Genomic DNA, 12,039 nt, shown 5'->3' with positions numbered 1-12,039 from the left:
ATTACTCTTGACTGCAAACTAAAAAAACGAGTTGCAAACCAATATTCAACAAGCTAGGTTACAACTAATTCAAACCGTTCCGCAAATTAATGCAATAGATAGTCAAATTCGATCTGAAAGCGATCGCGCTCAAGCAGTTCTCAATCCCAGCAATGCAGAGGTAGCAATGGCGACTGAGCTTATTGCTCAAGAAAAAGCCTCTGGGGAAGTGAATAAAGCATCCTTAGAAAGAGAACTTCAAGTACTTCTCAAACAGAAAATTGAAACGGAAAAACAATTAGAGCGCGATACTAGCGAATTCAAGCAAGCTGAAATTGACCTAAAGCAAACTACTATTACCGCTACAGCAGACGGGATTATTTCCAAGCTCAATTTGAGAAACCCCGGTCAAACTCTCCGGGCTGGGGAGGAAGTTGTCCAAATTGTTCCTAGTCATGCACCTTTAGTTATCAAAGCAGCTGTCGGTTCTGAGGAAAAAGGTAAGATAAAAGTCGGTCAAAAGGTGCAAATGCGAGTTAGTGCTTGTCCTTATCCTGATTACGGTACTCTCAATGGCGTTGTCAAAGCGATTTCCCCGGATGCTGTTAGGTCGCAAAAAAACGATGCTGATGCTGATACGAACTCTATTCCAAAAGCAACTGCTGTAGGTGCTTTTTACGAAGTCACAATTGAACCAGAGAACCTTGCTTTAGGTCGCAGTACAAAGAAATGTCAAATTCAATTGGGTATGGATGGCAGAGTTGATATTATTACCCGCGAAGAAACTGTACTACAATTTGTGCTTCGCAAGGCGAGGTTAATGACAGATTTTTGAGATCGTCAATCGCCAAATTGACGTTGTTTTTCAGTTATAAAGGAAAATTTTATTCAACTAAGGGTTGTGAAATAGTGAAAAATTCCTGACGGCGTTGAATCAACACTACAACAACACCGCCTGCAACCACGGCAAAGGCAGAAGGAATAAATGGCAACCATAGCCCTTGTTTTAAAAGAGCGATCGCACAAACTCCATATAATATGACAACTGTCACAAAGATAGCGCATCTCTTATCTAAGAGCGATCGCACCCACCAAATAATCAGACTCCCAGCTACAGACCAACCGCATATCCAAAGAATATCGCCCCAGTAAGGCAAAACCCAAAGAATTGGACGTTTGTCTAAAACTGCACTCAAAACTTGGCTAACCATTTGTGCTTGTATAAATACCCCTGATATTTCTTGGTAATCTTGTTGTGCAGTACTGTAGGGAGTTGACCAAGTATCGCTGACTGTATTAGCTGTCACTCCAACGATAACTACCTTATCTTTAAATGATTTACGATCGAATTTATTACTCAATACATCATCAAGGGAAACTCTCTGATAATCTGTATTACGGTAATTGACAAGTATTTGATTTCCGCCTAAATCAACTCCTTGTTGATAGGCACCACTGCGACTAGGTTTTAAGCGTTTAAATACTTTAGAGCCAAACTGTACATAATCTTCATTGAATTTAGGTTTAATATTTTCATAAGATAAGTAACGAGTAACTAATTGCAACGAGAGCGAATAAGGCGTTGTACAAGTCGAAGAAGGCTCTTGTGCCATCATCAAAATTTGCCGACGGACGATACCATCTGGGTCTTTAATTGCATCAGTAAAACCCTGACGTTCTACAGGTACGTCTTTCGGAGGTTTAACACCTTGGGGATCGTATTTACTATCGCGGCTTTTGCAGACAACAACAACGTTCTCTTTATTAAGTTCAGTCGGAAGTTGTATTAGATTTGATTTGTTTGGGGGGTCAGCGAAGTCTCTATAAATATCCAGTCCAACAACTCGCGGTTGATACTTTTGTAATTTGTCGAGCAATTTAGCTAACGTACTATCCGAAATGGATTTTAGTCCTTTGGTCATGTCTTGTCGTGATTGAATATCTTTTTCAGTAATTTCTACAATTATCAACCTTGGATCTGGATCTTCCTTGAGTCCCAGCCGTAGCATTCGATCGAAAGTTTGCAGTTCGATTTTCTCAAAGACTCCCAAGTATCTCAAACCTACCGTTGAAACAGCCACCAGAAAAGTACTAAGTAGTACATTCCAAAATTTAGATTTTGATGTCGCAATTTTACCTTTTTTCGAAACTTTACTCACAAATTTAGTATTATCAAAATTGCCACGCAGTTCTTGCCACGTAGTAGGAACAGTTATAGGATTTTGACAGATAACTGGCAACCAACTGGCACAAGGAAATTCATTTTCCAGTCCTTGAAGTCTTTCTCGCGCTTCTCGCACAGCCAAGTAAAATGGTTTGCTATCTGCAAAGGCAGTAAGGAAGTTTTTTAAAAATTCCTGTGCGATTAAATCTGGCACTCCTTCCCGCATGACAATCATTTGGGGAATGTTTAAATCAGCTAAATTTCGTCCTAAACCAATTCCGTCACAAGAATTGAAAATTGCTAGTTTCAAACCGCGTCTAATTGCTGCCTTAAGTCCATTTTTCAACTGCAAAATTGTTAAACTTTCTGTTTGATTGATGCAGATTTCCCCAATCTCTCCGTCAGCAAGACTATTGCTATGTCCGGCAAAAAATAGAATATCCCAATCCTGTTTCCATAAATACTCATCAAGTGTTTGCCGTGTTGGTTCTATAAGAAATGTGGTTTTGGCATCTGTTAAACCTTGTAACAAAGAGGCGTCTTTTTCAATATCAATACCAACTCTATTGCCTAAAATTGCTAAAATTTTGACTTGACCTGTAGGAGATTTTTGTAATAGCTGAGGAGATTCATACTCATGATTGCTCAAAGCTAATTCCGCTTTCGGGTAATCTTCAAAAAAAAGCCACAGATGCCAAGGCAAGCGATGCAGTAGAACTATATTTGTTTCAATAATTACTCTAATTTCATCATTACGACTGAGTAGAGTTCGTAACTGCCGTTCAATATTCTGAAATGATTCAAATTTTAACCAAGCATTGATATTGGCTTGTAGCTGTTGACACACTTCATCGAAGTCATTGACAGAAATATTGGTTATGTCTTGCGAATGTACTTTTATCCGTTGATTGTTACGATCCAGGCGTTGATGAACTGCTGCGTAGAGTAACTGCCATCTGCGGTAAAGTTCGCTTAGTTCTGGGGCTGGCGGTAGACTCCCTGTTAATTTCACGGGTACAAATTGGTTATGACACCAAAGTTGAGCCGTGACAACAGGAAATCCTTGATTTAAATCTCCTCCCAAGAAGCTGAAGACAACTAGCTTACTCATAAGTTAAGTGGACTTTGCCATTCGTGATTAACTAATGACTAATCAACAAAGAGCATTCTACTTATGCAAAAATTCCAAAGGAAAGTGTAGTCATTATACAGCCGCCGCAAAAGAGATCGCATCAATCTTGTATAAAAATACATCACCAGAGGCATTAAAAACTTTTGAAGGTATCGAAAAAATAGTGCGTAGTTTACCGCCGTAGGCAGCGCTCTTTGCTTAAGCATTTCAGCCCTCAAATCGCCTTTTTTTATCGAATAAACTACGGGTAAAAGCAAAGGACGGACTACTTATATCTCAGTACAGTTCAGTTAAGGATGCTCCCAATCAACACCAATTTGACACTGCTGGCTCCTAATAACTAAATTATGAAGTTTTCTGTTATTTGATAATTATTCAGATCGATCTGGATGCTGAAACATTCTCCCACTTCCCCATCAAAGAGTTTCAACTGCACATAAATATCTTGAGTTCTTGCTTGTACTTGTTGAAGTATTTCCCCTCGATCTGAAAGTAAAACTAGCTTGATATTAGCAGGTAGGGAAGGTTGATTACAAGCTGGATGTAGCTGCACGCGAATCCTAACTTGTTGGTTAGCTTCTGGTATTAAGGCAACTAATAAAACAACTTTTTGAGCCTCTATTTCTATTCCCCAGTCAATCAGTTTGGCGCGTTTGATAGCGGTAGCATTTAACCCGGAAGAAGTGCGGAAATTAAAAGCTAGGCTACTGGAGTTTGGCTCAAAAAAAGTCTCTATAGCTTGCCAAGAAGCATCGTAAATCTTCTCCAGCCAACGACTGAGATTCACTTGTACTTGTGAAAATTGCGTAGGCGCAGCCTGTTGTAGAAATTGTAGCCTTTCTTGGTACAAACGCTGTCGCCACTGCTCATTCTCTAGTAGCACTCCCCAAGTTGTAAATGGCACTGCAAGTCTAGAAAATGTTACAGAGGGATTACCTAACCGTTGCACAAGATTTTCTGCTTCAACACTCGATAATTCTGGTAGTGGAGCGATCGCAGCTTTCATCTCCTCTGTTCCACAAAATTGGTAGGTCATCCAAAAAGCATTAAGGTCTTTAATTAAGTGCCCTGCATCTATACAATAAGTCCTATCTACTCGATCATAGTCTGCTAGTAATTTAAGTTTTTGATGGGTTATGTAGCCCCAAATTCTTACCCACTCGCCATCTGGTGTGACTTGCACTGCTAAATAATAGTCTGCTGCCCAACTAGGAATGTCTACCCATTCTTGAGGAACTTCTAACTCACTATCATCAATTGCCTCGCTGGGAATTAAAACGACTCGCTTTTGGTTTAACAAAATTGCTGTGCCATTGACAAATTCCCAAAAAGCAGGAATACCAGGGGAACTGTGCCAGATACTTGCTTCTGGAACATATTCAGCTTTTACCCAATTCAAAAACCCATGAAGGCAAATTTGATTTATGTAAGCACGCCAGCGACTGCTAGGTGTGGCGTACATTTGGCTTTCTTGCCAAGAACTTATTTGTAATGATGGTGATATTTCTAACAATAGTTCTTGCGGATCTGTAAAAGCGGAAGTCATTTTTACTACCTCATCCTTCATAATCTCAGCGAGATTCCCCATACTTAACTTTCAACCATTCTTCCAAAGCGGTACTCATATCATTAACTAGGTTGGAAGTAACAGAAATATTAAGCGTATCTTGACTCCATTGGATCAATGCTGAAAGCATTGATTTTCTGGCTTTGAGCAGTCGGCGAGAAACAGTAGGCTGACTAATTTGTAGGTGTTCTACAATCTGTGGCTGAGTTAACCCCTGTTGGTAGTAAAGTTTAAGTATTTCCTGAGTTTTTACCTCAAGAGTTTGTAATTTTTGTAACAAAAAACCTTCAATCTGAGATTGTTGATTTTGTTGGTTTTGAACATCCTCTTGGGCTATCATCTCTGCAATTAATGAGTCAGAAGATGGATCTGGCAAATCAAAAGTTGTTGTGGAGTCATCTTCTGATATCACTGCATTTAGAGAACTAACAGGTGGATACAGATAACCACGCACGTACACAGATGTCTGGGTTAGCCACTGTTCCATTTTCTCTCTCGTGCATTGTGGAGTAGGTTGAGTTAACTGATTTTGGCGTTCGCGGTTGTAGAGGTTGACAATAGCTTCCCAAAGTTGGGGTTCTGGTTCTGGTAATGACTTTGTGCCACCTGGTTGGTTTTGAACATACAGTTCTTTGAAACAAGTCCAGGCGAGTCGATATTGGGCAATTAGAATCGGTGATAATCCAGCTTGAGCAAGAGCTTCTAATAACTGCTTTTTGCTTACTTTGCGTAACAATGCCCAATTTGTGCAAATATCAGCTTCTTTGCGTTGGCGTAAAATATCTTTTAGCCGACTGGGAACTGCCATACTAGCATAGGTTTTTAAGCTAGAGCATTTTTCTAGATTAAAATTTTTGAGAATTGTTTCAATTTCAGCATTTGCCATTTGAAAATAATCTGCGAGGCTATGTTGACTATTTGTAAACTTGGCAATTGTTTTTTTAGCAGCCCAATAATTTGGTTCCTGTAAATAAGCAGATAAATGCATTCTAGCAAGGCTATTAGATTGCTCTCGCCAGCACTTGTACCAATGTAACGCCCAAAAATTTTCTGAGTTAGGGACGAATGGTGAAGACTCCAAGCAATTTTGAATATTTCGATGCAGTTTGATATCAATCAACCATTTGCTGAATCTGTCTCCTTCCAACTCAACGAAGGTTGAGAACATCTCGATAATTTTTTGACGAGGACGCATAAGCAGTTAAAAATTTAAATTTATTCGAACTTAAGCAACTATCAAAGCCGCAGATACCTCTGTGGACAATTGCAAGATACTGGTTTGCTAATTTGCAATTCAGTTGTACGTCCATACGCTCTATTTGAGTTAGAAGTATAGGTATATCATCGACTCCTTCGTTTGTAATTATGGGTTCAGTAGCCATAATTGCGAACGTATACCTAATTGAGTCTTTTTGGGAATATGCCCTTTGGTATACTTTTGACTATCTACTTTTCATAAATCCCTAAAAAATGGGCTAATCGGGAATAATTAAAGTTAATTGCTTATTTTTCAGCTTAAAGTATTTTAATTAAATCGACTAAATCAACTGTTTTGATCTAACCGCAAGTGAGTTTAAATGTGAGAAAAATCAAACTACTGGCTTTGATATTAATTAGTTTGGCAATGGTGTTGTGGTTGAATTTGCGTTTTTCAACACCTTCAATACCTACTATTGCGGCTTCACCACCAAAAACTATCCGCTACTTAGAGCGCACTTTGCCCCAAAGCATCGCTCACATCGTGTTGATTCCAGCTAATAGCAAATTTTTGGTGACTCCTGCACTATCACAGAAGGTAGGCACTGTAGAGGAATTTGCCCAAAAGCATCAAGCTGTGGCTATTTTGAACGCAGGCTTTTTTGACCCAGCCAACCAAAAAACTACATCTTATGTTGTCCGACAAGGAAAGTTGATAGCCGATCCCAAGGAAAACGAGCGCCTGGTGAACAATCCCAACTTAAAATCTTATTTGGGTCAAATATTCAATCGCACAGAATTCCGTCGCTACTCATGTGGGCAAACTACCCGCTATTCCATTGCTCTACACAGTCAGTCACCACCAGCAGGTTGTCAGTTAGTTGATGCTATAGGTGCTGGCCCACGCCTATTACCGGAACTCACCTTGGAAAAAGAGGGTTTTGTGGACAACGCTAATAAACGAGATGCCCTTGGCAGCAATCAACCCAATGCCAGAACTGCTGTAGGTATCACCCGTGATGGCAGCGTTATTTTAGTTATGGTGGCTCAAAAACCCTCAGCTTCGGCAAACTCTGGAATATCTTTGCCAGTATTAGCTGACTTGATGAAAACTCTTGGTGCCGATCAAGCGATGAATCTGGATGGGGGAAGTTCATCTTCGCTTTATTACAATGGGAAAACCTTTTACGGGAAGGTTGATTTGGAGGGAAATTCTATCAAGCGTCCTGTGAAGTCGGTTTTGCTGGTTCAGGAAAAGTAGGGGTTGTGGGAATTGATCGGACACAGCGATCGGAAATTGCCATATCAAGAGTAATTCCTAGTTGAGCTATACCTACCTACTGGTAGATTTTTGCCATATCAGCAATTCCCGAATCCGAATTGAGTCACAATGGTAATAGGCAATCATTAAAGGTGCTGTTATGCTTCGTCTAACCCAAATTATTCGGAACTTGTTCCTTCGTATTGAAGGCTTGTTTGGTATTTTATTCCAAAGTATTTCTAATTTTTTCGGAAATTTATTTGGTTTTTTTGGCAAGCTTTTCGGATTCTCTCAGTCTGGTTATTTCTTGGAATCCGATGGGGCGCAAGACGTAAAACAAGCTTCAGCTAAACAGCCAATTGAAACGAATCGGGATAACATTGCTAAAATTCCTGCCACTAACCGCCGTCGTTCTAATGCCAAACTTGACGACTACTACCTAAACATGGCTCGTGATGTGAAAAAGAACTAACAAAAGCCATAAATTAGATTTTTATCTCAGAATTTTATCAATTACTGTTCTCTATGCTAGTGGTCTGTCCTATTAGTTATGATGGGTGAATGAGTTTGTAGTAAGGACTTTATTTAGTCCTGGATTTTTAAGTACTGAAGTGCTTAGTACAAACTCATTATATTTAATGGGACAAGCCACTAGGTAGTGTAAGGTTGCGAAAATCATCCAGCCATAATTAACAGATTTGTATGTGCGTAGGCATCACACCTTTAACAAAAATTTTGTCCAGTTGGAGGCTGGACAATAGCTAGGAATATTTTTGAGATTGAATATTTACTTGATTTTTAACTTACCAAATCAACTAAAGCGTTGCTTTGGAAGCGGACTATAGATGAAACTGAGCAACCGCGATAATTCTCAGAGGTAAATACTGATAGTGTGATATTAGCTTGACCTGGATCTAAAATGCGTTTTACCTTGCAGGTTTGCATTTTATTGTTGCAGTAAGCAATAATCCGATCGCCAGCCTTGACTTCCAACGCTTGAATTTTCAATTAATACCAACCTTGCCAGGAATTTGCTTTGTTAAAGGAAAAATATATTGCTATATATGACTCGTTTGACAATAGCAATGTTCTTTTAGTGTAGCACAAAAATTAAGGATATCAATGCTATCAATTTAATATTGGTAATGTCAAGTTTATTCATACTGCAAATACTAGTGCAAAAGGTAGGAGACAGAAATTTATCTGTTGCTCTCAACCCTATCTAATTGCAAGCCACCAAATCGTTTGCCCAGTTTCTTGGTCGGAGTATTTGTTGAAATTCAGATGGAGGGAAACCTCTACTCCAAAGAAGTTGGAGCTAAATTTTTTTGATGACAGATTTTTCTCGCGATGTTTTTGTTACAATCATTGAAATTTTTACCTAAAAATACCACTATGGCTTTATACGCTGAATTACATAGACATCTAGGCGGCTCGGTCGTACCACGAGTTTTATGGCGATATTTCGAGCGACATTCTTCGGAGTTAATTTCCCGCTTTGCTGACTATTCAGATTTTGAAGATTTTTATACCCGCCCACGTAACACTCTAGATGAGTATCTAGAATTACACACCTTGGTAGAAAGCGTGCAAACTGTGGAGACTTTGCCTTACTTTATCTATCGCTTGGTGCGGGGTGCTTACATATTTGAAAATTTGGCTTACCTGGAACTGCGCTACACTCCTTATTTGCGGACACCTGAATATCTGAGTCAATCCGAAAGAATTGATAAGATGGCAGAAATTGTGCGAGTAGTAGGGCTTGCCAGCCACCAGCCCGAATATCCGATTGTTACTAGCCAAATTCTCTGTATGCACACACGCCTACCTTATGAGGTGAACAAGGCGATTGTGGATTTGGCGGCGCAAAATAAACAGTATGTCTGTGCAGTAGATGTAGCAGGAGGTGATAGTTATTACGCCGATCGCTTAGAAGAATGGATTAGCTTATATGATTATGCGCGATCGCAGGGTGTTAACACCACGGGACATCTATATGAAACCACCGCTGGTTGTTATCCAGAACTGTTACCATATTTGATGCGGATTGGTCACGGCATTCAAATTCCCCTACTATATCCAGAGCTACTTAATGATGTGGCTAGACGCGGACAATGTTTGGAGGTTTGCCCAACAACTTACCTAAAAACTGGAACCTTGCAAGATATACGTCAACTCAAATTAGTTTTTGACCGTTGTCTTGATGCTGGAGTTGATATCGCTATCTGTACTGATAATGCTGGATTGCACAATGTGCGTCTACCGTTTGAGTATGAGAATCTCTTGACTTACAACATTATTAGTTTTGAACAACTACAAGCTTGTCAAGATGCAGCTTTCCGTCATGCTTTTGCTTGGCCTTACAGTCAACGTCCTGCATCACTGTTGAACGGTTTACTCAAACCTGAACCACCGAAAATTTTGTCTATGAGAGATACTAATTAACGAATCGCCTAAAGATATTCATAAAGTAAGGTGATTTAATGTTAATTAATGTTGCAATTACTAATTTTTTCTGATGCGAGAGAAAAAGTTGTAATACACAATAGATATCCTGCAAAATTAATGTTTTATAAATTAAACCACAGATGCACACAGATAATTTATCAGTGTTTATTTGTGGTTATTTTGTTGCTGAGAAAGGATTCTTGCTATAAGTCGTATATAGCGTGCCCCCAGAAGCTATAAACTATAATTTATGGCATCTACTATTCAAGCTCTACCAACAGAAGTCGTATATCTCATTACAGCTGGTGAGGTAATCGACTCTTTAGCTTCTGTGGTGCGGGAATTGGTAGAAAATTCCCTAGACGCAGGTGCAACGCGAATTGTAATTTCTCTGTGGCCACAGCAATGGCGAATTCGTGTGGCAGATAATGGTTGTGGAATGAACCTAGATGATTTGCAACAAGCAGCTACAGCCCACAGCACTAGTAAAATTCGCTCTAGTGCCGATTTGTGGAAAATTAACAGTTTAGGGTTTCGTGGTGAGGCGTTGCACAGTTTAACGACTCTGGCAGAGTTGGAAATTTTGAGTCGTCCTCTGGGGGGAAATTTAGGATGGCGGATAATTTATGGCGATGGTGGGAAAGTTGTACAAGTTGAAGCAACTGCGATCGCACCTGGTACAGTAGTTACAGTTTCTCATCTTTTTGGTAATTGCTCATCTCGTCGTCAGGGATTACCCACAACAGCACAGCAAATGAAAGCCGTGCAAGCCACAATTCACCAAGTCGCCCTGTGTCATCCCCAAGTCACCTGGCAGATTTGGCAAAATGACCGTCAATGGTTCACCATCTCTCCGGCTAGAACAACTGGGCAACTACTACCGCAGATTTTACCCCAAGTGCGACAAGGTGACTTGCAAGAAGTCAAACTCGAAATACCCAACCCTGCCAACTCTTGTACAGACGCGATGAATCGCGTCTCTCCTCACTCCTCACTCAATTTAGTGGTAGGATTACCCGATCGCTGTCATCGTCATCGTCCAGATTGGGTACGTGTAGCAATTAACGGCAGGATGGTGAAGACCCCGGAACTAGAACAAACGATATTATCAGCATTTCATAGAACATTACCACGCGATCGCTATCCAATTTGTTTCTTACATCTTGCCATTTCCCCCGATCAAATTAACTGGAATCGCAATCCAGCAAAAACAGAAATTTATCTCAACGAAATCATTTATTGGCAAGAGCAAATTACCCAAGCTATTAACCAAGCACTCAGCATTTCTTCTAACAATCTCAAAGAAGCTGTCCATACAACACGAGTTAGTAAATTACTCAAAGCCGCAGAAGCTAAAGGTGGTTACAATTTCAATCCTCAAAATCCCAAACCTTGTACAGACGCGATTAATCGCGTCTCTCCTAACTCTTTAAAAGCTGTCGCTCAAGTTAGCAACACTTATATTGTGGCGGAACATTCAGGTGGGATGTGGTTAGTAGAACAGCACATTGCCCATGAGCGAGTTTTATATGAGCAATTATGCGATGATTGGCAACTTCTACCCGTCGAACCGCCAATAATTCTTTATCAATTATCGCCAGCGCAAGTATTGCAATTGCAACGCATCGGTTTAGAAATAGAACCTTTTGGCGAACAACTTTGGGCTGTCCGTAATATCCCCGCACCTTTGCAGCAGCGAGACGACTGTGCAGAAGCAATTTTAGAACTTAGTTGGGGAGGCGATTTACAAACAGCCCAAGTAGCTGTCGCCTGTCGCAGTGCCATTCGTAACGGTACACCGATGAATCAACAAGAAATGCAGACACTTTTAGATAATTGGCAACGCACTCGCAACCCTCGCACCTGTCCCCACGGACGGCCAATTTATTTATCTTTAGAAGAATCAGCTTTAGCCCGGTTTTTCCGGCGTAATTGGGTAATCGGTAAAAGTCATGGAATTTGATGTTTTCAGTAATGCCAAGACTAGACCTCTTGCATGTTGTACATTAACTAATTATTTGTCACAAGCATGAACTGCGGCGCTACAATGACTTTGTTTTTGAGCAAGGGCGATCGCGTGACCCAGTTTTCACAGTAGAAGACGTGGAAGCAGTTATCAATAACCCTGAGTTTTTCAAGCGGGGACGCTACTACTTTGATGGGGTTTGGGGTCAGGCGGCGCGGGGTGCTGAGGGTCAACAGGTAATTCTACAAGAACCTATCCCACTAATAATATTTTGTTAATCCAGATATGAATTGTAGCAAGGTCAATGAATGCGTCAAAGTAAACT

11 protein-coding genes are annotated in these 12,039 nt (G+C 40.3%); 7 read left to right on the top strand and 4 right to left on the bottom strand.

What is annotated here, in order from left to right; all coding sequences use genetic code 11:
- Positions 1 to 31: 31 nt before the first annotated feature.
- On the top strand, positions 32 to 814 hold the full coding sequence (locus tag HWQ43_RS19480) for an HlyD family efflux transporter periplasmic adaptor subunit (protein WP_292737089.1): 783 nt from the start codon (positions 32 to 34) through the stop codon (positions 812 to 814).
- 49 nt (positions 815 to 863) lie between these two features.
- On the opposite strand, the gene HWQ43_RS19475 is transcribed toward HWQ43_RS19480, so the two are convergent.
- Complete coding sequence (locus HWQ43_RS19475) at positions 864 to 3,254, bottom strand: CHASE2 domain-containing protein (protein ID WP_292737087.1); 2,391 nt, start codon at positions 3,252 to 3,254, stop codon at positions 864 to 866.
- Between the two features lie 34 nt (positions 3,255 to 3,288).
- Between HWQ43_RS19475 and HWQ43_RS19470 the strand changes: the two genes are divergently transcribed.
- The gene (locus HWQ43_RS19470) at positions 3,289 to 3,459 is read left to right on the top strand and encodes a hypothetical protein (RefSeq protein WP_292737085.1); all 171 of its coding nucleotides are present in this window, start codon (positions 3,289 to 3,291) and stop codon (positions 3,457 to 3,459) included.
- Positions 3,460 to 3,615: 156 nt separating this feature from the next.
- Here HWQ43_RS19470 and HWQ43_RS19465 read toward each other — a convergent pair whose 3' ends face one another.
- Both HWQ43_RS19465 and HWQ43_RS19460 read right to left on the bottom strand, forming a co-directional pair.
- Positions 3,616 to 4,821 carry a DUF1822 family protein gene (locus tag HWQ43_RS19465; RefSeq protein WP_292737083.1) on the bottom strand — a complete coding sequence of 402 codons (1,206 nt, stop codon included), beginning with the start codon at positions 4,819 to 4,821 and terminating at the stop codon, positions 3,616 to 3,618.
- Positions 4,822 to 4,846: 25 nt separating this feature from the next.
- Complete coding sequence (locus HWQ43_RS19460; protein ID WP_292737081.1) at positions 4,847 to 6,037, bottom strand: sigma-70 family RNA polymerase sigma factor; 1,191 nt, start codon at positions 6,035 to 6,037, stop codon at positions 4,847 to 4,849.
- 384 nt (positions 6,038 to 6,421) lie between these two features.
- Between HWQ43_RS19460 and HWQ43_RS19455 the strand changes: the two genes are divergently transcribed.
- Positions 6,422 to 7,300 (top strand): phosphodiester glycosidase family protein, encoded by an 879-nt coding sequence (locus tag HWQ43_RS19455; protein ID WP_292737079.1) that lies wholly within the window; start codon positions 6,422 to 6,424, stop codon positions 7,298 to 7,300.
- Positions 7,301 to 7,460: 160 nt separating this feature from the next.
- Positions 7,461 to 7,772, top strand: coding sequence for a threonine dehydratase (locus HWQ43_RS19450; RefSeq protein ID WP_292737077.1), 312 nt, complete (start codon positions 7,461 to 7,463; stop codon positions 7,770 to 7,772).
- A gap of 326 nt (positions 7,773 to 8,098) precedes the next feature.
- Here HWQ43_RS19450 and HWQ43_RS19445 read toward each other — a convergent pair whose 3' ends face one another.
- Positions 8,099 to 8,308, bottom strand: coding sequence for a hypothetical protein (locus tag HWQ43_RS19445; RefSeq protein WP_094352741.1), 210 nt, complete (start codon positions 8,306 to 8,308; stop codon positions 8,099 to 8,101).
- Between the two features lie 387 nt (positions 8,309 to 8,695).
- Between HWQ43_RS19445 and HWQ43_RS19440 the strand changes: the two genes are divergently transcribed.
- From HWQ43_RS19440 to HWQ43_RS19430, 3 genes are all read left to right on the top strand, one after another.
- Positions 8,696 to 9,745, top strand: coding sequence for an adenosine deaminase (locus tag HWQ43_RS19440; protein WP_292737073.1), 1,050 nt, complete (start codon positions 8,696 to 8,698; stop codon positions 9,743 to 9,745).
- Between the two features lie 253 nt (positions 9,746 to 9,998).
- Entirely contained in the window at positions 9,999 to 11,711 is a 1,713-nt protein-coding gene (gene mutL / locus HWQ43_RS19435; protein WP_292737070.1) for a DNA mismatch repair endonuclease MutL, read from the top strand.
- A 140-nt stretch (positions 11,712 to 11,851) separates the two neighbouring features.
- Positions 11,852 to 11,992 carry a hypothetical protein gene (locus HWQ43_RS19430; protein ID WP_292737068.1) on the top strand — a complete coding sequence of 47 codons (141 nt, stop codon included), beginning with the start codon at positions 11,852 to 11,854 and terminating at the stop codon, positions 11,990 to 11,992.
- The last annotated feature ends 47 nt before the right edge of the window (positions 11,993 to 12,039 follow it).

The organism is Nostoc sp. JL31 (assembly GCF_017114965.1).
GTDB lineage: Bacteria > Cyanobacteriota > Cyanobacteriia > Cyanobacteriales > Nostocaceae > Nostoc > Nostoc punctiforme_A.
This window is presented reverse-complemented; position numbering and strand designations above follow the sequence as displayed.

What these genes read in the sequence shown, in the direction of transcription:
- HWQ43_RS19475 (WP_292737087.1), bottom strand. Translation starts at nt 3,254, where the DNA reads ATGAGTAAGCTAGTTGTCTTCAGCTTCTTGGGAGGAGATTTAAATCAA.
- HWQ43_RS19470 (WP_292737085.1), top strand. Translation starts at nt 3,289, where the DNA reads ATGACTAATCAACAAAGAGCATTCTACTTATGCAAAAATTCCAAAGGA.
- HWQ43_RS19465 (WP_292737083.1), bottom strand. Translation starts at nt 4,821, where the DNA reads ATGACTTCCGCTTTTACAGATCCGCAAGAACTATTGTTAGAAATATCA.
- HWQ43_RS19460 (WP_292737081.1), bottom strand. Translation starts at nt 6,037, where the DNA reads ATGCGTCCTCGTCAAAAAATTATCGAGATGTTCTCAACCTTCGTTGAG.
- HWQ43_RS19450 (WP_292737077.1), top strand. Translation starts at nt 7,461, where the DNA reads ATGCTTCGTCTAACCCAAATTATTCGGAACTTGTTCCTTCGTATTGAA.
- HWQ43_RS19440 (WP_292737073.1), top strand. Translation starts at nt 8,696, where the DNA reads ATGGCTTTATACGCTGAATTACATAGACATCTAGGCGGCTCGGTCGTA.
- mutL (WP_292737070.1), top strand. Translation starts at nt 9,999, where the DNA reads ATGGCATCTACTATTCAAGCTCTACCAACAGAAGTCGTATATCTCATT.